The following is a 21085-nucleotide window of genomic DNA, read 5'->3' on the forward strand; positions in this document are numbered from 1 at the left end:
ACCGAACGTGGCAGGAGTGGCCCGTCGCCGCCTCGACGCCGAGCTGGTACGCCGAAAGCTCGCCCGCTCACGCGAGCATGCCAGCCAGCTGATCGCCGCAGGACGGGTGACCGTCGGCGGCAGCACCGCGACCAAACCGGCCACCCAGGTCGAGACGAGTGCCGCCGTCGTCGTCACCAAGGACGACAGCGACCCCGAGTACGTGTCGCGGGGCGGCCACAAGCTGGCGGGCGCCCTCGCCGCCTTCGTGCCCCTGGGACTGAAGGTGGAGGGGCGGCGGGCACTGGACGCCGGGGCGTCCACCGGTGGATTCACCGATGTCCTGCTGCGGGCCGGAGCGGCACATGTGGTCGCCGTGGACGTCGGCTACGGGCAGCTCGCCTGGTCGCTCCAGTCCGATGACCGCGTCACCGTCAAGGACCGCACCAACGTACGGGAACTGACCCTGGAGGCGATCGACGGCGAGGCGGTCGACCTGGTGGTGGGCGATCTGTCGTTCATCCCGCTGGGGCTCGTCATGCCCGCGCTGGCGCGCTGCGCCGCCTCCGACGCCGACCTGGTCCTCATGGTCAAGCCGCAGTTCGAGGTGGGCAAGGAGCGGCTCGGCAGCGGCGGGGTGGTGCGCAGTCCGGAGCTGCGGGCCGAAGCCGTACGTGAGGTGGCGCGCCGGGCCTGGGCGCTCGGCCTGGGGGTCCGCGGTGTGACGGCGAGCCCGTTGCCCGGACCCTCGGGAAATGTCGAGTACTTTCTGTGGCTGCGGGCCGGAGCACCGGAGCTGGATCCCGCGGATGTCGACCGTGCAGTGGCGGAGGGGCCTCGTTGACGACGAATACGGCACGAACTGTCTTTCTTCTGGCGCACACCGGCCGGCCGGCCGCGATCCGCAGCGCCGAACTCGTGGTCCAGGGCCTGCTGCGCAACGGTCTGGGCGTACGGGTGCTGGCGACCGAGGCGGCCGACCTGCCGCTGCCGCCGTCCGTCGAGACGGTCACCGATGCCACCCCCGAGGCGGTGAACGGCTGCGAGCTGCTGATCGTGCTCGGCGGGGACGGCACCCTGCTGCGCGGCGCGGAGCTCTCGCGCGCCTCCGGGGTGCCGATGCTCGGCGTCAACCTCGGCCGGGTCGGCTTCCTCGCCGAGGCGGAGCGCGACGACCTGGACAAGGTCGTCGACCGGGTCGTCACCCGGGCGTACACCGTTGAGGAACGCATGACGATCGACGTCGTCGTGCACAGCAACGGCACCGTCGTCCACACCGACTGGGCGCTCAACGAGGCGGCCGTGCAGAAGGTGTCGCCCGAGCGGATGCTGGAGGTCGTGCTGGAGATCGACGGCCGGCCGGTGACCGGGTTCGGCTGCGACGGCATCGTGTGCGCGACACCCACCGGCTCGACCGCGTACGCCTTCTCGGCCGGCGGACCGGTCGTCTGGCCCGAGGTCGAGGCTCTGCTGATGGTCCCCATCAGTGCCCACGCGCTGTTCGCCAAGCCGCTGGTGACCTCGCCCACGTCGGTGCTCGCCGTCGAGGTCCAGCCGCACACCCCGCACGGGGTGCTGTGGTGCGACGGGCGCAGGACCGTCGAGCTGCCCGCCGGAGCGCGCGTCGAGGTGCGTCGGGGCGCGGTGCCCGTAAGGCTGGCCCGGCTGCACCAGGCGTCCTTCACGGACCGGCTGGTGGCCAAGTTCGCGCTGCCGGTGTCGGGGTGGCGGGGCGCGCCGCACTGACCCCGCACCGGGCCCCCGGGGAGTCCGCCGCACCCACCCGATCCGGTGGCCCGGCCGCAGCCCGTGTGCGCGCGGGCCACGAAACCTCGTATGGTCATGTCCGTGTTGGAGGAGATGCGGATACGGTCGCTCGGAGTCATCGACGACGCGGTGGTGGAGCTGTCACCCGGTTTCACCGCGGTGACCGGTGAGACCGGCGCGGGCAAGACCATGGTCGTCACCAGCCTGGGGCTGCTGCTCGGCGGACGCGCCGACCCCGCCCTCGTGCGGATCGGCGCGAAGGCAGCGGTCGTCGAGGGCCGGATCACGGTGTCCGAGGGCGACGCGGCGGCGCTGCGGGCCGAGGAGGCCGGGGCGGAGATCGAGGACGGTGCGCTGCTGATCAGCCGTACCGTTTCCGCGGAGGGCCGCTCCCGCGCACATCTGGGCGGCAGATCCGTGCCGGTGGGCGTGCTGGCCGAACTCGCCGACGAACTCGTCGCCGTGCACGGCCAGACCGACCAGCAGGGGCTGCTCAAGCCGGCCCGGCAGCGGCAGGCCCTCGACCGGTACGCCGGCGACGGTGTCGCCGTACCGCACGCCACGTACGCGGCCGCCTACCGGCGGCTGCGCGAGGTCGCCGGTGAACTCGACGAGCTGACGACGCGCGCCCGCGAACGCGCCCAGGAAGCCGACCTGCTGCGCTTCGGGCTGAACGAGGTCGCCGCGGTCGAACCGCTGCCCGGTGAGGACACCGAGCTCGCCGCCGAGGCCCAGCGGCTCGGCCACGCCGACGCCCTCGCCTCCGCCGCCGCCCTCGCGCACACCGCGCTGGCCGGCAACCCCGAGGACCAGGAGGCGGTCGACGCGGCGACAGTGGTTGCGGCGGCCGGGCAGGCGCTGGAAGGAGTGCGGGCCCACGACCCGGCCCTCGCCGCGCTGGCGGACCGGGTCGGCGAGATCTCCATCCTGCTGTCCGACGTCGCGGGCGAACTCGCGGGGTACGCCGACCAGCTGGACTCCGACCCGCTGCGGCTCGCCGCGGTCGAGGAGCGGCGCGCCGCGCTCACCGGACTCACCCGCAAGTACGGCGACGACATCACCGCCGTGCTGGCCTGGGCCGAGGAGGGGGCCGCGCGCCTCACCGAGCTGGAGAGCGACGACGACCGGATCGGCGAACTGACCGCGGAACGGGACGGGCTGCGTGCCGAACTCTCCGGGCTCGGACAGGCGCTGACCGACGCCCGCACGGCGGCGGCGGCACTCTTCGCCGAAGCGGTCACCGCGGAACTCGCCTCCCTCGCCATGCCGCACGCCCGGGTCTCCTTCGACATCCGGCAGACCGAGGCGCCCGACGAGGCGTCCGGCATCGACGTCGGCGGGCGCAACGTGGCCTACGGGCCGTCCGGCGCCGACGAGGTCGAACTGCTGCTGGCCCCGCACCCCGGCGCCCAGCCCCGCCCGATCGCCAAGGGCGCCTCGGGCGGTGAGCTGTCCCGGGTGATGCTCGCCGTCGAGGTGGTCTTCGCCGGCTCCGACCCCGTACCCACCTACCTCTTCGACGAGGTCGACGCGGGCGTCGGCGGCAAGGCCGCCGTCGAGGTCGGGCGGCGGCTGGCGAAGCTCGCGAAGTCCGCCCAGGTCGTGGTCGTCACCCACCTGCCCCAGGTCGCCGCGTTCGCCGACCGTCAGCTGCTGGTCGAGAAGACCGTGGACGGCTCGGTGACCAGGAGCGGTGTCACCGTCCTGGAGGGCGAGGAGCGGGTCCGGGAGCTGTCCCGGATGCTCGCGGGCCAGGAGGACTCCGAGACGGCCCGCGCCCACGCGGAGGAACTGCTGGCCACGGCACGGGCGGGCGGGTAGGGCGGGTTCCGGGAGCCCCGGTTGCCCTGCGGCGTCCGGCCCGGCGGAGTGCTCCGGCGCGCTGGTCCCGCAGGGCGGGCGCCGCCGCGGCCCCGCGATCTTCACCCGTGCGAGTGGCGCGCCACGCCCGGTTTGTTGCGATGCGCACCGGAGTTACGGTCCGGTCGTGCCGGAACGTGCGTACGGACTGGCATCCTTGGCGGTGTACATACCGCCGACTCGGCAGCCCCGGGAGCCATTCAACGTGTCACAGCTGCGTACGGTCCAAGTGCTGGGCGGAGGCAGTGCGGGAAGCAGCGCTCATGTCGGCTCGCTGGCCGCCGGACTGGTCGCGAGAGGCGTGCAGGTCACGGTCTGCGCGCCCGCCGCACTGGACCGCACCTACGATTTCTCCGCGACGGGGGCGCACTTCGCGCCGGTACCCAGGCGCGGTGATCCCGCCGCCGTGGCTGCGCTGCGCGGTGCCTGCGCGGGCGCTGATGTGGTCCATGCGCACGGCCCGCACGCCGCCGTACGGGCCGCCCTGGCGCTCGGCGGACGCCGCGTCCCGCTGGTCGTCACCTGGCACACCCGGTCCCACGCCGAGGGCGCGCGCCGCCGGCTGCTGCATCTGCTGGAGCGAAGGGCCGCCCGCGCGGCGGCCGTTGTGCTCGCCGCCTCGTCGGAGCTGGTCGACCGGGCCCGGCGGCGCGGGGCGCGTGACGCCCGGCTCGCGCCCGTCGCCACTGCGGCACCGCGGGTTTCCGCCGTACTGCGCGACGGCAAGGTACGGGCCGAACTCGGAGCGGTGGAAAGGCCGTTGATCGTGGCGGTCGGCAGCCTGGTGCCGCAGCACGGGTTCGGCATCCTGCTCGACGCGGCGCGCGCCTGGCGACGGCTCGACACCGTCCCCCTGCTGGTCATCGCGGGGGAGGGGCGCGAACGGGCGGCTCTGCGGCGCCGGATCAAGGCCGAGGACCTGCCCGTCGCGCTGATCGGCAGCCGGGCCGATGTCACCGAGCTGCTGGCCGCCGCCGACCTGGTCGTGCTGCCCAGTCGCTGGGAGGCCCGCCCGCCGCTGGCCCAGGACGCGCTGCGGATCGGCGTGCCGCTGGTCGCCACCGCGGTCGGCGGGGTGCCCGAACTCGTGGGCGGGGCCGCGGAACTCGTGCCGTACGGGAACGCGGAGGCGCTCGCCCGCGCGGTGGCCCGGCTGCTCGGTGATCCGGTGGAACGGGACCGGCTGGCCGCCGCGGGCCTTGTTCAGGCGGCGAGTTGGCCGACCGAGGATGACACGATCGCCCAGGTGCTCAGTGTGTACGACGAGTTGGTGCAGCCGTTGGCGGTGGCCCGGAACCGCTGAGTCGGGGGCGGGCCCGGCCGCTACGACGCGTGGCGGCGGGCGCGCAGGGCCAGGCTCAGGGCCAGCACCGCCTGTGGGTCGTCCAGATCGGTGCCGAGAAGTTCACCGATACGGGCGAGCCGGTTGTACAGCGTCTGACGGTTCAGGTGCAGCTCGCGCGCCGTCTCCGCCTTGCGGCCCGCATGCGCGAGATAGGTCTCCAGTGTGGGCAGCAGCGGCGGACGCGAGGTGCGGTCGTGATCGCGCAGCGGACCGATCGCCCGCTCGACGAACGCCGCCAGATCCGGATGGTCCCGCAGCCGCCAGAGCAGCAGATCGATGTCGAGGCGCCGGGCGTCGTACCAGGGCCGGTCGCTGAGCCCCTGCGCCGCGGTGGCCGTCTCCGACGCGTGCCGGAGCCCCGCACCGGCCGTCGCCCAGCTGCCCGCCACCCCGACCACGACGACCGGGGGATGGGAGCCCGCCCGTTCCAGACCGGCCCGCTCCACCCCTGCCCGCAGCGCCGCGGCGACCCGGTCGGCCACCGCCGTACGCTCCGTCTCGGTCCGCAGCGCCAGCAGCAGCGGCACCCGGCCCTCCACCGGCCGCACCCCGAGCAGCACCGGCACACCCACCGAGGACAGCTCCTCCAGGACCGCGCGCGCCAGCAGCGCCCAGTTGCCGGACGGGGACAGTTCGGGGGCCAGTCGCATCACCACGGGCAGCAGGGGCATCTCGCCCGGCTTGAAGCCCAGCACCCGGGCCTGTGCCGGAGCGTCCTCGGGGGCGATCCGGCCCTCCGCCAGATCCGTCAGGAAGTCACCGCGGCCGCGCGCCGCGAGCTCCTCCTCCTGGCGGGCCTGCATCAGCACCACGGCGAGCAGGCCCGCCGCGCGCTCCGCCGCCATCCGGTGCACCGTCACCAGCGGCCCGTCCACGGCCAGCAGGACCAGCCGGGCCCGTACCGAACCGGTCCCCGGACCGCCGCCCGGCACATCCGCCAGCACCGCGCCGACGGGCGGCGACTCACGGGCCGCCCGGCCGCCGCGCATCCCGTCCCAGACCTGGAGCGGATCGGCGGAGACCGGCCCGGACTCGGGGCCCGCCGCGTACAGCAGCTGTCCGTCGGCCGTCTCCAGGAACACCGGATTGGCCGTGAAGTCCGCCAGGATGCCCAGCACCTGGGGTACCCCGCCGCCGCCGAGCAGCGCCTGAGTACAGCGCCGGTGGACCTCCTCGGCCTGCTGGAGTAGTGCGTAGTGACCGTTGACGATCTCGGTGTGGATCTCCTCGGTCACCGTCACGAACGGCACCTCGCGGTGCAGCTGGACCAGCGGCAGCCCGGCGGTGCGCGCGGCGTCCACTATCGAGGCGGGCAGCCTGCTGAAACGCGGACCGAGCTCCACCACCAGGGCGGCGATGCCGCGGTCGGCGAGCCTGCGGACGAACGCACGCTGCTCGGCGGGGCGGGCGCCGAGCCCCAGACCGGTGGTGAGGAGCAGCTCGCCGCCCTTGAGCAGCGAGGCGATGTTGGGGACCTCGCCCGCGTGCACCCAGCGCACCGTACGGCTGAGCCGGTCGGCGCCGGACACCACTTCCGGGAGTCCGCTGCGCAGCCCCGGCAGTTCGAGGGCCCGCTGAACGGTGATGCCGCCTTGGGTCTCCACTGGCTCTGGCCTCGCGCTTCGGTCGGGTCGGATCGGGCGGACGCCCTGATCAGGAAGGTACCGGCCCCGGGCGCTGTCGGCGGCGTCGGGGCGGCGCGGCCCCCCGCCGCCGTGCTGAGCGGACGGGCCGCTGTTGACAGTGGCCGGAGCCGCTGCGATCTTGAAAATCCTGTGCGGTGCGGGCACTCGGGCCCGCATCCCGGGGACTGGGGGAACAGTGGACGACGACGTACGGCCCCGCGCGGACCGGCCGGATCAGCACGATGCCGGAGCCGCCGGCCGGGAGACGCCCGTGGCCGGGCCCGTCCGGCTGCCCGGCCCGCTCGTCGGCACCGACTGGCTCGCCGAGCGGCTGGGCACGCCCGGACTGCTGGTGTTCGACGCCTCGGTCGGCGCGCACCGGGGCGCCGGGCAGCGGATTCCGGGGGCGCGGCCGTTCGACATCGACGGTGCGCTCTGCGACCACTCGGTCCCGCTGCCCCATGCGATGCCGGACCCGGCCCGGTTCACCGAGGAGCTGCGCTCGCTGGGCCTGCGCACCGCTGACACCGTCGTCGTCTACGACGGGGCGGGCATCTACTCCAGCCCCCGTGCCTGGTGGATGTTCCGGGCGATGGGCTTCGACCGGGTGGCCGTGCTCGACGGCGGTCTGCCCGGCTGGGCCGGGGCCGGCCTGCCGCTGGAGAGCGGTGCGCCCGCGGCCGCCGCGGAGCGGGGTGACTTCACGGCCGCGCCGCGTGCGGGGCTGGTCGTCGGCGTCGACGAGGTGGCGCAGGCGCTGGCCGACCCGGCGGCCGCCGTGTTCGACGCCAGGTCCCGGGAACGCTTTCTCGGTACGGCCCCCGAACCGCGTGCGGGGCTGCGCGGCGGCCATATGCCGGGGGCGGTCAACCTGCCGTTCGGCGAGGTCCAGCGCGCGGGCCGGATGCGCCCGGCGGCCGAACTGCGCGCCGAGTTCGCCGCCCTGGCGGGCGACCGGAGGCGGCTGTACTTCAGCTGCGGATCGGGTGTCACCGCCTGCGTCCTGGCGCTGGGGGCGGAGCTGGCCGGATACCGAGAGCCGGCCGTGTACGACGGCTCCTGGAGCGAGTGGGGACTGCCCTCGGAACGGCGCCCCGTCGTGACGGGACCGTGGAGCGCCTGACAGCCGGGACCGGCCGGGCCGGTCCGGTGCGCACCTCACCGGCGCCCCGGACCCGCTGCGGTGAGCCCTCCGGCACACCGCAGCGTCGCCGTCAGCCCACGTACGCCCCGCTCGCCGTCAGCCGCAGTGCCGTGTCGATCAGCGGCACATGGCTGAACGCCTGCGGGAAGTTCCCCACCTGGCGCTGCAGCCGCGAGTCCCACTCCTCGGCCAGCAGGCCCAGGTCGTTGCGCAGGGACAGCAGCCGTTCGAAGAGCTGGCGGGCCTCGTCGACCCGGCCGATCATCGCCAGGTCGTCCGCCAGCCAGAACGAGCACGCCAGGAACGCGCCCTCGTCGCCCTCCAGGCCGTCCACACCGGCGCTGTCGCCCGTGGTGGGGTAGCGGAGCACGAAGCCGTCCTCGGTGGACAGCTCCCGCTGGATCGCCTCGATCGTGCCGATGACCCGCTTGTCGTCGGGCGGCAGGAAACCCATCTGGGGGATCAGCAGGAGGGAGGCGTCCAGTTCCCTCGACCCGTAGGACTGGGTGAAGGTGTTGCGCTCCTTGTCGTAACCGCGTTCGCAGACGTCGCGGTGGATGTCGTCGCGCAGCCCGCGCCACTTCTCCAGCGGCCCCTCCGCGTCCCCGGCCTCTATCAGCTTGATCGTCCGGTCGACCGCCACCCAGGCCATCACCTTGGAGTGCACGAAGTGCCGGCGCGGCCCGCGCACCTCCCAGATGCCCTCGTCCGGCTCCTCCCAGTGCTTCTCCAGGTACTCGATCAGCTTGAGCTGGAGGCCGGTGGCGTAGTCGTTACGGGTCAGCCCCGTCATGTGCGCGAGGTGCAGTGCCTCGGTGACCTCGCCGTACACGTCCAGCTGGAGCTGGCCCGCGGCGCCGTTGCCGACCCGGACCGGGCCCGAGTTCTCGTAACCCGGCAGCCAGTCCAGCTCGGCCTCGCCCAGCTCCCGCTCGCCCGCGATCCCGTACATGATCTGCAGGTTCTCGGGGTCGCCCGCGACCGCCCGCAGCAGCCACTCGCGCCAGGCACGGGCCTCCTCGCGGTAGCCGGTGCGCAGCAGCGAGGAGAGGGTGATCGCGGCGTCACGCAGCCAGGTGTAGCGGTAGTCCCAGTTGCGGGAGCCGCCGATGTCCTCGGGCAGGGAGGTGGTGGGCGCGGCGACGATGCCGCCGGTCGGTGCGTACGTCAGGGCCTTCAGGGTGATCAGCGAGCGGACCACGGCCTCGCGGTAGGGCCCGTGGTACGTGCACTGCTCGACCCACTCGCGCCAGAAGTCCGCGGTCGCCTCCAGTGAGCCCTCCGGGTCCGGGAGCGCGGGCGGTTCGTGGTGCGAGGGCTGCCAGCTGATGGTGAACTCGATCCGGTCACCCGGGGCGACGGTGAAGTCCGAGTACGTCGTCAGGTTCTCGCCGAAGGTCTCGGCCGTGGTGTCCAGCCAGACCGAGTCGGGTCCCGCGACGGCGACCGTGCGGCCGTCCACCTTGTGCACCCACGGAGTGACCCGTCCGTAGCTGAACCGCATCCGCAGCTCCGAGCGCATCGGCACCCGGCCGCTGACACCCTCCACGATCCGGATCAGCTGGGGTGCGCCGTCACGCGGCGGCATGAAATCGGTCACCCTGACCGTGCCGCGCGGCGTGTCCCACTCCGATTCCAGGATCAGTGAGTCGCCGCGGTATCGGCGGCGGTCCGCGGACGGCGGTTGTGCTCCCTCGGCGCGGGCCGGTCCGAGGCGCCAGAAGCCATGCTCCTCGGTGCCCAGAAGTCCCGCGAAGACGGCGTGTGAATCGAAGCGGGGCAGGCACAGCCAGTCGGCTGTGCCGTCCCGGCAGACCAGGGCTGCGGTCTGCATGTCTCCGATGAGTGCGTAATCCTCGATGCGCCCGGCCACGTGCATCTCCAGTCGAACGGCCATGTCGCCCCGTAGGGCGCTTACTGCGGGTCAAGAGGTCGTTGCTAGGGGTTGATGTGGGGGAACCTGCGAGCTCATACCTCGCCCGGAGCGAGTGTCCGAGCAGGATACGACGCACCCGGGTGATCCGCGCGACGGTCTTGACAAGAGAGATGAGCCGAACGGGTGCGACGTGAGAGACATGCGGTGATGGTGTGTGGTGACTGTGTCGGGTGTGGCCGGAAGCAGGCTCCCCTCGTCGCTGTTACCCTGGTAGCCCGTGGACCGGTGGTCGTCTAGCGACAGCAGACGAGGCCCCCGAACCGCAGCGACGGCGCCTCCGGAAATCTCCGGACGGCAACGCCGGTACGCACCTCACGATCGCGACCACGGGAGCCCCCTTTGGCTATGCAGCCCACATCCACGACGACCAAGCACATCTTCGTCACCGGGGGTGTCGCCTCTTCCCTCGGCAAGGGTCTGACTGCCTCCAGCCTCGGTGCCCTGCTCAAGGCGCGCGGCCTTCGGGTCACCATGCAGAAGCTCGACCCCTATCTGAACGTCGACCCGGGCACGATGAACCCCTTCCAGCACGGAGAGGTGTTCGTCACCAACGACGGCGCCGAGACCGACCTGGACATCGGCCACTACGAGCGCTTCCTCGACGTGGACCTCGACGGTTCCGCCAACGTCACCACCGGCCAGGTGTACTCGCAGGTCATCGCCAAGGAGCGGCGCGGCGAGTACCTCGGCGACACCGTGCAGGTCATCCCGCACATCACCAACGAGATCAAGCACCGCATCCGCCGCATGGCCACCGACGACGTCGACGTCGTCATCACCGAGGTCGGCGGCACGGTCGGCGACATCGAGTCGCTGCCGTTCCTGGAGACCGTCCGCCAGGTCCGCCACGAGGTCGGCCGGGACAACGTCTTCGTCGTGCACATCTCACTGCTGCCCTACATCGGCCCGTCCGGTGAGCTCAAGACCAAGCCGACCCAGCACTCGGTGGCGGCGCTGCGCAACATCGGTATCCAGCCGGACGCGATCGTGCTGCGCGCCGACCGCGAGGTGCCGACCGCGATCAAGCGCAAGATCTCGCTGATGTGCGATGTCGACGAGGCCGCCGTGGTGGCCTGCCCCGACGCCAAGTCGATCTACGACATCCCGAAGGTGCTGCACTCCGAGGGCCTGGACGCCTACGTCGTGCGCAAGCTCGACCTGCCGTTCCGGGACGTGGACTGGACCACCTGGGGGGATCTGCTGGACCGCGTCCACAACCCCGACCACGAGGTCACCGTCGCCCTGGTCGGCAAGTACATCGACCTGCCCGACGCCTATCTCTCGGTCACCGAGGCCATCCGGGCCGGCGGCTTCGCCAACAAGGCCCGCGTCAAGGTCAAGTGGGTCGCCTCCGACGACTGCAAGACCCCGGCGGGCGCCAAGAAGCAGCTCGGTGACGTCGATGCCGTCTGCATCCCGGGCGGCTTCGGCGAGCGCGGCGTGATCGGCAAGGTCGGCGCCATCCAGTACGCCCGTGAGAACAAGGTGCCGCTGCTCGGCCTCTGCCTCGGTCTCCAGTGCATCGTGATCGAGGCGGCGCGCAACCTCGCCGAGATCCCCGACGCCAACTCCACCGAGTTCGACGCCGCCACCGCCCACCCCGTCATCTCGACGATGGAGGAGCAGCTGGCGTACGTCGAGGGCGCGGGCGACCTGGGCGGCACCATGCGGCTCGGCCTCTACCCGGCGAAGCTCGCCGAGGGCTCGCTGGTCCGCGAGGCGTACGACGGCCAGCCGTACGTGGAGGAGCGCCACCGCCACCGCTACGAGGTCAACAACACCTACCGCGCCGAGCTGGAGAAGAAGGCCGGTCTGGTCTTCTCCGGCACCTCCCCGGACAACAAGCTCGTCGAGTACGTCGAGTACCCGCGCGAGGTCCACCCCTACCTGGTCGCCACCCAGGCGCACCCGGAGCTGCGCTCCCGCCCGACCCGCCCGCACCCGCTGTTCGCGGGCCTGGTGAAGGCGGCCGTCGCGCGCAGGACGGGCGCCGCGGCCGAGGGCACGCCGGGCAAGTAACGGCACCCCCGCAGGCGTTACGGTTGACCGGGGTACGCGTCCTTCGAGGACGGGTACCCCGGTCACTGTTTTTTGTGGGAGGACGTAGATGGGTTTCCAGGACACGCCCGAGGAGTGGCCGGTCACCGCGACCGAGACTCCGTTCCGGGGCAACAAGACCAGCGTCCGCACCGATGACGTCGCGATGCCGGACGGCACGGTTGTGCGCCGCGACTACCAGGTCCACCCGGGCTCGGTCGCCGTGCTCGCACTCGACGACGAGGGTCGCGTCCTGGTGCTGCGCCAGTACCGCCACCCGGTGCGTCACAAGCTGTGGGAGATCCCGGCCGGACTGCTCGACATCCCCGGTGAGAACCCGCTGCACGCCGCGCAGCGCGAGCTCTACGAGGAGGCGTACGTCAAGGCCGAGGACTGGCGGGTGCTGACCGACGTCTACACCACGCCGGGCGGCTGCGACGAAGCCGTACGGATCTTCCTCGCCCGGAACATCTCCGAGGCGGACGGCGAGCGTTTCGAGGTCTCCGAGGAGGAGGCCGACATGGAGCTGGCCAGGGTGCCGCTCCAGGACCTCGTACGAGGCGTGCTCGCCGGGGACCTGCACAACAACTGCCTGGTGGTGGGTGTGCTGTCGCTCGCCGCGGTGCTCGCGGGCGACGGGGTCGAATCGCTGCGGCCCGCCGAGGCGCCTTGGCCCGCCCGGCCGTTCGAGGCCTGACGGACCGTCGGTGATCCCGGGGAGCCGCCGCCGCGCGGCCGCTCCCCGGGATCACCCGGAGTTCCCTCGGTCGGAAAAAATGCTGATCCGATCGAGGGATGTATCCGCCGCGCTCCACCGGATTCGCCCACCCGCCTGAACTACGCTCGGAACGCCCTGGCCGGAGTCCCGGCGGGCGACGCGTGCAGCGAAGTGGAGCGTGGCCCGTGACGGATCAGGCGGTGGACACCAGCGGACCGGCCGAGGCAGCGGGGACCGAGGAGCCGGCCGTCGTCGAACCAACCCAATTCTGCGGGCGCGAGCGCGAGTTGAAGGCGCTCCGGGCCGACATCGAACGGGCCGGACTGGACACCATGGCCGGCCGCAAGAGCGGCCGGGCCCGGGTCCTGCTGATCGCCGGACGCCCCGGTTCCGGCCGCACCGCGCTGGCCGGCGAACTCACCCGACGGCTGCTCGGCACCGGCGACTACCCCGACGGCCTGCTCCGTGTCCGGCTCACCGAACCCGGCGGCGCCCCGGTTCCCACCGAACGCGCCGCCCGGGACCTGCTGGGCCAGCTGGACGTGGTGGGACCGCCCGGCGCGGACGAGGACGAACTCTCCGAGATGGTGCGCGAGGCCCTCGCCGTACGCCGGGCCCTGCTCCTGATCGACGACGCGCCGGACGCCGGACAGGTCGACCCGCTGCTCCCGGACAACCCGGACTGCCTGGTCGTCGCCACCGCGCAGGGCCCGCTGACCGGTATCCCCGGCGTCCGCCCCTGCACCATCGGCGGACTGGAGGCCGGGCCGGCGGTCCAGTTGCTCTCCCGCACCATCGGACAGGTCCGCATCACCGTCGATCCGCGGACCGCCGAGACGCTGGCCGAGGAGTGCGGAGGTCAGCCCGCCGCACTCGTCATGGTCGGGGGCTGGCTGGCCGCGCACCCGACGGCCTCGGTGGCCGACGTCACCAAGCGGCTGCGGGAACTGCCGGACGACACCGAGCAGTCCACCGGCGCCCGTCCGCTGGCCCGCGCCTTCCGGCTGATCCACGACTCACTGCCGCCGACCGCCGCCCGGATACTGCGACTGCTCTCCCTCGCCCCCGCCGGACTCGCCGACGCCCATACCGCGTCCGCCCTGGCCGGCTGCTCCGTCTCGGCCGCCCAGACCACGCTCGACGACTTCGTGCGGCTCGGGGTGCTGCGCGGCGACGGGGCCGGCCTGCCGCAGTACGAGGTGCCCGGCTGCCTGGCCCCGCTGCTGCGGGCGCTGCTGGAGGACCGGGGCCGGCCGGGCGAGATCCAGCTCGCGCAGGCGAGGATGCTGGAGCGGACCGTGCGCCGGCTCCAGTCCTGCCGGGCGGTCACCGAACCCGAGGGCTCCCCGGCCCGGCGCAGACTCGCCGGGCTGCCGCGCTCGCTGCGCTTCCCCGGCCCCGAGGCCGCCGCCGAATGGCTGCGGATCCGCCGCCCCGCACTGCTCGCCTCCGCCCGGATCGCCGTGGAGGACGGTGAACTCGACACGCTGGCAAGGCGGTTGGTGGCCGCGCTGGTGCGGGCGCTGGCGGTGCACGAAGGCACCGAGGCGGCCGCGCCCGAGCTGTACGGACTGCACGGTCTGGTGCTGGCGGTCGCCGAGCGGCGCGAACTGCCGCGTGAACGGGCGGCGGCCCTGCTCAACCTCGCCGACCTGGACGCCGGGACCGGCCGGACCCGGGAGGCGCTGGCCCGCTACCGGGCCGCGCTGGATGCCGGACGGGCCGCGAAGGATCCGTACGCCACCGGACGCGCGATGGAATCCGTAGGCGGTGCCTACGCGGAGCTGGGGGACTTCCACCGGGCCTCCGACTGGTACGGCCGGGCGCTCGCCCAGCGGCTGACCCAGGGCGAGAAGGCCGACGAGGCGCGGCTGTACGGGCGCCTCGGCACCGTCCACACCTACTCCGGCCGGTACGGCGAGGCGCTGCGGAACTGGCGGGCCGCGGCGGCCGGCTACCGCAGGCTCGGCGATCTGCTCGCCCAGGCGCGGGCGCTCAGCGAGGTCGCCCGGGTCCAGGAGTACGCGGGCCGTCCGCAGGAGTCGTTGCAGACCTGCCGGGAGGCCGTGGAGTGGGCGCGGCAGGCCAAGGACGTACGGCTGCAGGCCGCCCTTGAGCTGCGGCTGGCCGACACGCTGGACCGGCTCGGTGACCCGGCAGCCGCGGCACTGCACCGGGGTACGGCCGACAGATTGCTGGGCGAGAAGAGCGCAACCTACGAAATCCGTAGTGCGGTGACGGAAAATTAATGCTTTGTAAGGCTAGACAGCGGGAAGCCCTTCATTAGACTGGCTCTGCCGCGGGTGTTCGCGGTGTCTCCATTTACGCTGCGTATATCCGGGTATGGCGTGCCATGTCCGGGTAACCCTCTGAGTCAAGGACCGTGATCGACGTGAAGGTCGGCATCCCCCGCGAAGTCAAGAACAACGAGTTCCGCGTGGCGATCACGCCTGCCGGTGTGCACGAGCTCGTCCGTCACGGCCACCAGGTCGTCGTCGAGGAGAGCGCCGGGGCAGGCTCCTCCATCACGGACGAGGAGTACGTCGCGGCCGGGGCGCGGATCCTGCCCACCGCCGACGAGGTCTGGGCCACCGCCGACCTGCTGCTGAAGGTCAAGGAGCCGGTCGCCGAGGAGTACCACCGCCTCCGCAAGGGCCAGACCCTCTTCACGTACCTGCACCTCGCCGCCTCCCGCGCGTGCACGGACGCGCTGCTGGAGTCCGGCACCACCGCCATCGCCTACGAGACCGTCGAGACCGCGAACCGCGCGCTGCCGCTGCTCGCCCCGATGTCCGAGGTCGCGGGCCGGCTGGCCCCGCAGGTCGGCGCGTACCACCTGATGCGTTCGGTCGGCGGCCGCGGCGTGCTGCCCGGCGGTGTCCCGGGTACGGCGGCCGGGCGGGCCGTCATCATCGGCGGCGGCGTCTCCGGCTGGAACGCCACGCAGATCGCCGTCGGTCTCGGCTTCCACGTCACGCTGCTCGACAAGGACATCAACAAGCTCCGCGAGGCCGACAGGATCTTCGGCACCAAGGTGCAGACGGTCGTCTCCAACGCCTTCGAACTCGAGAAGGCCGTTGTCGAGGCGGACCTGGTCGTCGGCGCCGTGCTGATCCCCGGCGCGAAGGCCCCGAAGCTGGTCACCAACGAGCTCGTCGCCAAGATGAAGCCCGGAAGTGTACTTGTCGACATTGCAATTGATCAGGGTGGTTGCTTCGAGGACTCCCACCCGACGACGCACGCCGAGCCGACCTTCATGGTTCACGACTCGGTCTTCTACTGCGTCGCCAACATGCCGGGCGCGGTGCCGAACACCTCCACGTACGCCCTCACCAACGCGACGCTGCCCTACATCGTGGAGCTGGCGAACCGCGGCTGGGCCGAGGCGCTGCGCCGTGACGCCGCACTCGCCAAGGGGCTCAACACCCATGACGGGCAGGTCGTTTACCGTGAGGTGGCGGAGGCGCACGGCCTCGCCCATGTCGAACTGAGCGCGCTCCTCGGCTGACGGCCCACCGCCTTCCGAAGGGAGTGGCGGGGGCGCTCTTCCGCTTCCCGTCAACCTCGTGCGTCCGGCCGGACCTTGCCGAGCAAGGTCCGGCCGGACGCGTGTCGGGGCTCCTGCGGGCCCCGCGCAACTCGCCTCGAACGTAACCCTTTAACCGATTCGTGCACCCGTGAAGAGTGCGCCCGGAGGGCTGTGCGCCCTTGACAGCGGGGTGTTCGATTGCCGACACATCGGGCCGGGTCCGGCGGATTGTGTTGCTGCGGACCGGTGACACGCCATAGAGTCGCCAATCGTCGGCATGGTGCCACGCTGACCTATCGATAAGTTTCCTGGTCACGTCCAAGGAGGTAAGACGACTTGTGAATGAGTCGACATTTACTCCCGGGGGTGTTCATCCAGGGATGCCTGCACGGGGCCAGAGCCCGAACGGGCTGGAGGCTGTCGGCTCCGTCGCTGTCCGCACCTTCGCCACCCACCAGCACATGACGACAGCCCCCCAGATGATGGACGGCCTACACGTGAACGCCATGGCCGGCAACGAGAGTGGCCGGGACACCGCCCACTTCGCCGACTTCGACGAGGCGCCCCAAGGGCGCTTCTACGACCCCGACGCCGAGTACGAGCCCGATCCGGAGTACGCGGCCACTCTCGCGCCCGACGCCGCCCGGCAGCGCCGCGAGCGAGTCGGCCCGACCGGCCGGCCCCTGCCCTACTTCCCGATCCCGGGCCCGCTGACCGATCACGGCCCCGCGAAGATCATTGCGATGTGCAACCAGAAGGGCGGCGTCGGCAAGACCACGTCGACCATCAATCTGGGTGCCGCGCTCGCGGAGTACGGACGGCGTGTCCTGCTCGTCGACTTCGACCCGCAGGGAGCCCTGTCGGTCGGTCTCGGCGTGAACCCGATGGAGCTCGACCTCACCGTCTACAACCTGCTCATGGAGCGGGGCATGGCGGCCGACGAGGTCCTCCTGAAGACCGCCGTGCCCAACATGGACCTGCTGCCGAGCAACATCGACCTGTCGGCCGCCGAGGTCCAGCTGGTCAGCGAGGTGGCCCGGGAGTCCACCCTGCAGCGCGCCCTGAAGCCGCTGATGGCCGACTACGACTACATCGTGATCGACTGCCAGCCCTCGCTGGGCCTGCTCACCGTGAACGCCCTGACGGCCGCGCACAAGGTCATAGTGCCGCTCGAGTGCGAGTTCTTCGCCCTGCGAGGTGTGGCGTTGCTCACCGAGACCATCGAGAAGGTCCAGGAGCGGCTCAACCCCGAGCTGGAACTCGACGGCATCCTCGCCACCATGTACGACTCCCGTACGGTCCACAGCCGCGAGGTCCTCGCGCGCGTCGTCGAGGCCTTCGACGATCACGTGTACCACACGGTGATCGGGCGCACGGTCCGCTTCCCGGAGACCACGGTCGCCGGCGAGCCCATCACCACGTACGCCTCCAATTCGGTCGGTGCCGCCGCCTATCGCCAGCTCGCCAGGGAGGTGCTCGCCCGGTGTCACGCCGAGTGAGTCTGCCGGGGGCCGACGAACTGTTCCGTACCACCGGGGGGATGGGGCTGCAGTCCTCGTCCCCCGCGGAGCGGCGGCGCAAGGCGAACGGCGAGGCCCGGGTGCCCGCACCGGCCGGCGAGAGCGATTCCGGGGCCGACGCCCCGGGGACGGGCTCCGAGGCCCCCGCGGGAACGGCTCCCTCCGCGCAGGAGGAGCACTCCGCGGCCAGGGCCGACGCGGGCGATTCGCGCAGCCGGGGCGCTGAGAACGACCGGGTCGCGGTGGCCGCACAGGCCGGGCGCCGCCCGCAGGTGCCGTCCTCGCAGGAGCCGGTTCCCGCGCCTGTCGTCCAGCAGCAGCGCAGACGGGGTGGCGGGCGCGGCGCGAACCGGCGGCCCAGCGGCCGGGAGCGCCACGACGAGAAGATCACGGTCTACGTCTCCGCCGAGGAGCTGATGGATCTCGAACACGCGCGGCTGGTGCTGCGCGGCGAGCACGGGCTGGCCATCGACCGCGGGCGGATCGTCCGTGAGGCGGTCGCCGTCGTCCTCGCCGACCTGGAGTCGCGGGGCGACGCGAGCATCCTCGTACGGCGGCTGCGCGGCCGCTGACGGGCACGGCGCCGGTAGCCTGCCCCGGAGGGCGGGCCGCCGTCCGTCGCCCGTGTCCCGCCGCACCCTGGATCCCCATGCCATCACCCGACGAGCCCGCCCGCACCTCCCGCCGCCCGCTGGGCCGCGGGCCGGGGGGCGGGCCCGCGCCCGGGTGGGCGGGGAACGACGACGGTGCGGGGGTCGAGCTCCTCGCCCCGCCCCTTCCTTCCGAGGCCGCGGAAGCACTCCCGGGAGTTCCCGGCATCCCGGAGGCCCCGGAGGCCCCGGACGACGTCCCCGAGCCCCCGGCCGCCCCCGCAGCCGACAACGGTCGCTTCACCGTCCGGCTGGCGAACTTCGAGGGGCCGTTCGATCTGCTGCTCCAGCTCATCTCCAAGCACAAGCTGGATGTGACCGAGGTCGCCCTGTCCAAGGTCACCGATGAGTTCATGGTCCACATCCGGGCCATGGGGCCGGACTGGGACCTGGACCAGACCACCGAGTTCCTCGTCGTCGCGGCGACCCTCCTGGACCTCAAGGCCGCCCGGCTGCTGCCCACCGCCGAGGTGGAGGACGAGGGGGACCTGGCGCTGCTCGAAGCCAGGGACCTGCTCTTCGCCCGGCTGCTGCAGTACCGCGCGTACAAGCGCATCGCCGAGATCTTCAGCGCGCGCCTCGAATCGGAGGGCCGCCGCTTCCCCCGTACCGTCGGGCTGGAACCGCACCATGCGGAGCTGCTGCCCGAGGTCGTGATCAGCATCGGGGCCGAGGGCTTCGCCAGGCTGGCCGTGAAGGCGATGCAGCCCAGGCCCCGGCCGCAGGTCTACATCGACCACATCCACGCCCCGCTGGTCAGCGTGCGCGAGCAGGCCGGGGTCGTGATGGCGCGGCTGCGGGAGGCGGGGGAGATCAGCTTCCGGGAGCTGACCGAGGACGCTGCGGACACCCTCACCGTCGTCGCCCGGTTCCTCGCGTTGTTGGAGCTCTACCGCGAGAAGGCCGTCGTCCTGGACCAGGACGAGGCGCTGGGGGAGCTGATGGTGCGCTGGGCCGGGGAGCAGGGGGCCGAGCCCATCGTGACGGACGAGTTCGACCAGGAGACACCGGACGTGCGGGACGAGCGGCAGGACGTGAAGGCATGAGCGAACAGGACGTCACCGGATCCACCGTCGCGGATCTCGGTCTCAAGCCCGCCCTGGAGGCCGTCCTCATGGTCGTCGACGAGCCCGCCACCGAGGAGCACCTGGCCAAGGTGCTGGAGCGGCCCAGGCGGGCCGTCGCCGACGCGCTGCGCGAGCTGGCCGACGAGTACACCGTGCAGCGCCGCGGCTTCGACCTCAGGCTGGTCGCGGGCGGCTGGCGGTTCTACACCCGCCCGGAGTACGCGGCGGCGGTCGAGGGCTTCGTCCTGGACGGCCAGCACGCCCGTCTCACCCAGGCGGCGCTGGAGACTCTCGCGGTGGTCGCCTACCGGCAGCCGGTGAGCCGTTCGCGGGTCTCCGCGGTGCGCGGCGTGAACTGTGACGGGGTCATGCGGACCCTGTTGCAGAGGGGCCTGGTCGAGGAAGCGGGCGCGGAACCCGAAACAGGTGCGATCCTGTACAGGACGACGAACTACTTTCTGGAGCGAATGGGCCTGCGTGGCCTGGACGAGCTCCCGGAGCTCGCGCCCTTCCTCCCAGAGGCGGACGCGATCGAGGCTGAGACGCTAGAGGGTGTGCCGTCGTTCGATCCGGACGCACCGGACACCCCGGATACTCACGCAGACGACAAGACGGAATTTTGATGCGAAGCAGTGGCAGGAACAGCGGAAGCGGCAGCGGCGGCGGCAGGAGCGGCGGCAGCGGCGGCGGCGGAGCCAGGAGCGGCGGCGGTACCGGCGGCAGGAGCGGCGGCAGCGGCGGCGGCGGAGCCAGGAGCGGCGGCAGGAACAACACCGGCACCGGCAGGAACAGCAACCCGAACCCTCGGGTCTCCGGCTCCGAGCGTGACGACAAGCAGGAGCAGCGCGCCCGCCGGCCCCGTCCCGAGGAGCGCCGCTACGACGTCGGCAACGACAAGCCGGGCGGCGACGGCGGCACCCGCAAGGGCCGCGGCGCGGCGGCCCGCGGCGGCGCCAAGGGCGGCCCGAAGGCGGCGACGGGCGGCGCCAGGAGCGCCGGCCGGCGTGCCCCGTACGGCGCCCCCGCCCGTCCGCGCGAGCTCGACGCCAAGATCGAGCAGCGCAACCGCGACAGGTACGCGGACAAGCCCGAGATCAAGACGCCCAGGACCAACCCGGGCGCCGAGGAGGAGGGCGAGCGCCTGCAGAAGGTGCTGGCCCGTGCCGGCATGGGCTCGCGCCGCTCGTGCGAGGAGCTGATCGACCAGTCCCGCGTCGAGGTGAACGGCGAGATCGTCGTCGAGCAGGGCATGCGCGTCGATGTGAACAGGGACGAGATCAAGGTCGACGGCCTGACCGTGGCCACCCAGTCGTACCTCTTCTTCGCGCTGAACAAGCCGGCCGGCGTCGTCTCCTCCATGGAGGACCCGGACGGCCGCCAGTGCCTCGGCGACTACGTCACCAACCGTGAGACGCGGCTCTTCCACGTCGGCCGGCTGGACACCGAGACCGAGGGCATCATCATGCTCACCAACCACGGCGAGCTGGCCCACCGTCTCACCCACCCCCGGTACGGCGTGAAGAAGACCTACCTGGCCGCCATCCAGGGACCGCTCCCGCGCGACCTGGGCAAGCGGCTCAAGGACGGCATCCAGCTGGAGGACGGGTACGCCCGCGCCGACCACTTCCGCGTCGTCGAGAACACCGGCAAGAACTACCTCGTCGAGGTGACCCTCCACGAGGGCCGCAAGCACATCGTCCGCCGGATGCTGGCCGAGGCCGGCTTCCCGGTCGAGCGGCTCGTGCGGACGTCGTTCGGACCGATCCCGCTGGGCGACCAGAAGTCGGGCTGGCTGCGCCGGCTCACCAACACCGAGGTGGGCATGCTGATGCGCGAGGTCGGTCTGTAGACCGCCCCGCACCCACAGCTCACGGCCCGCGGCCGGTTCCTGGATTTCGATTTTCGGAC

Annotated in this window: 16 protein-coding genes; 14 read left to right on the plus strand and 2 right to left on the minus strand. The window is 72.3% G+C overall.

Annotated elements, in window-relative coordinates:
* Window positions 1-7: 7 nt before the first annotated feature.
* From OG322_RS30410 to OG322_RS30425, 4 genes are all read left to right on the plus strand, one after another.
* Window positions 8-823, plus strand: a complete 816-nt coding sequence (locus OG322_RS30410) for a TlyA family RNA methyltransferase (protein WP_123468980.1) — start codon at window positions 8-10, stop codon at window positions 821-823.
* Window positions 820-1725, plus strand: a complete 906-nt coding sequence (locus OG322_RS30415) for an NAD kinase (RefSeq protein ID WP_123468978.1) — start codon at window positions 820-822, stop codon at window positions 1723-1725. Before OG322_RS30410 ends, OG322_RS30415 begins: the two co-directional genes overlap by 4 nt.
* A 96-nt stretch (window positions 1726-1821) precedes the next feature.
* Window positions 1822-3567 carry a DNA repair protein RecN gene (recN, locus tag OG322_RS30420; protein WP_185095662.1) on the plus strand — a complete coding sequence of 582 codons (1746 nt, stop codon included), beginning with the start codon at window positions 1822-1824 and terminating at the stop codon, window positions 3565-3567.
* Between the two features lie 244 nt (window positions 3568-3811).
* Window positions 3812-4909: a glycosyltransferase family 4 protein gene (locus OG322_RS30425; RefSeq protein ID WP_123468974.1), complete on the plus strand. Its 1098-nt coding sequence runs from the start codon at window positions 3812-3814 to the stop codon at window positions 4907-4909.
* Window positions 4910-4929: 20 nt separating this feature from the next.
* On the opposite strand, the gene OG322_RS30430 is transcribed toward OG322_RS30425, so the two are convergent.
* The gene (locus OG322_RS30430; protein ID WP_123468972.1) at window positions 4930-6555 is read right to left on the minus strand and encodes a PucR family transcriptional regulator; all 1626 of its coding nucleotides are present in this window, start codon (window positions 6553-6555) and stop codon (window positions 4930-4932) included.
* 292 nt (window positions 6556-6847) lie between these two features.
* Between OG322_RS30430 and OG322_RS30435 the strand changes: the two genes are divergently transcribed.
* Window positions 6848-7699: a sulfurtransferase gene (locus OG322_RS30435; RefSeq protein WP_241200505.1), complete on the plus strand. Its 852-nt coding sequence runs from the start codon at window positions 6848-6850 to the stop codon at window positions 7697-7699.
* Between the two features lie 91 nt (window positions 7700-7790).
* Here OG322_RS30435 and OG322_RS30440 read toward each other — a convergent pair whose 3' ends face one another.
* Complete coding sequence (locus OG322_RS30440) at window positions 7791-9593, minus strand: glycoside hydrolase family 15 protein (protein ID WP_123469813.1); 1803 nt, start codon at window positions 9591-9593, stop codon at window positions 7791-7793.
* Between the two features lie 408 nt (window positions 9594-10001).
* Between OG322_RS30440 and OG322_RS30445 the strand changes: the two genes are divergently transcribed.
* The 9 genes from OG322_RS30445 to OG322_RS30485 all read left to right on the plus strand — a co-directional run bounded on the left by OG322_RS30445 (window position 10002) and on the right by OG322_RS30485 (window position 21026).
* Window positions 10002-11675, plus strand: coding sequence for a CTP synthase (locus OG322_RS30445; RefSeq protein WP_123468970.1), 1674 nt, complete (start codon window positions 10002-10004; stop codon window positions 11673-11675).
* Window positions 11676-11763: 88 nt separating this feature from the next.
* A complete protein-coding gene (locus tag OG322_RS30450) occupies window positions 11764-12390 on the plus strand; it encodes an NUDIX domain-containing protein (RefSeq protein ID WP_124286460.1) in 627 nt (208 codons plus the stop codon).
* A 206-nt stretch (window positions 12391-12596) separates the two neighbouring features.
* Window positions 12597-14660: a tetratricopeptide repeat protein gene (locus OG322_RS30455; protein ID WP_329307250.1), complete on the plus strand. Its 2064-nt coding sequence runs from the start codon at window positions 12597-12599 to the stop codon at window positions 14658-14660.
* A 143-nt stretch (window positions 14661-14803) separates the two neighbouring features.
* The gene (gene ald, locus OG322_RS30460) at window positions 14804-15919 is read left to right on the plus strand and encodes an alanine dehydrogenase (RefSeq protein ID WP_123469811.1); all 1116 of its coding nucleotides are present in this window, start codon (window positions 14804-14806) and stop codon (window positions 15917-15919) included.
* Between the two features lie 401 nt (window positions 15920-16320).
* On the plus strand, window positions 16321-17439 hold the full coding sequence (locus tag OG322_RS30465) for a ParA family protein (RefSeq protein WP_123468964.1): 1119 nt from the start codon (window positions 16321-16323) through the stop codon (window positions 17437-17439).
* Window positions 17436-18032 carry a hypothetical protein gene (locus tag OG322_RS30470; protein WP_123468962.1) on the plus strand — a complete coding sequence of 199 codons (597 nt, stop codon included), beginning with the start codon at window positions 17436-17438 and terminating at the stop codon, window positions 18030-18032. The genes OG322_RS30465 and OG322_RS30470 overlap by 4 nt, the downstream gene beginning before the upstream one ends.
* Window positions 18033-18109: 77 nt before the next feature.
* Window positions 18110-19156, plus strand: coding sequence for a segregation and condensation protein A (locus tag OG322_RS30475; RefSeq protein WP_329307251.1), 1047 nt, complete (start codon window positions 18110-18112; stop codon window positions 19154-19156).
* Window positions 19153-19800: an SMC-Scp complex subunit ScpB gene (gene scpB / locus OG322_RS30480; RefSeq protein ID WP_123468958.1), complete on the plus strand. Its 648-nt coding sequence runs from the start codon at window positions 19153-19155 to the stop codon at window positions 19798-19800. The genes OG322_RS30475 and scpB overlap by 4 nt, the downstream gene beginning before the upstream one ends.
* Window positions 19800-21026 carry a pseudouridine synthase gene (locus OG322_RS30485; RefSeq protein ID WP_123468956.1) on the plus strand — a complete coding sequence of 409 codons (1227 nt, stop codon included), beginning with the start codon at window positions 19800-19802 and terminating at the stop codon, window positions 21024-21026. The genes scpB and OG322_RS30485 overlap by 1 nt, the downstream gene beginning before the upstream one ends.
* Window positions 21027-21085 lie beyond the last annotated feature (59 nt).

The sequence above is a fragment of the Streptomyces sp. NBC_01260 genome (assembly GCF_036226405.1).
Taxonomy (GTDB): domain Bacteria; phylum Actinomycetota; class Actinomycetes; order Streptomycetales; family Streptomycetaceae; genus Streptomyces; species Streptomyces laculatispora.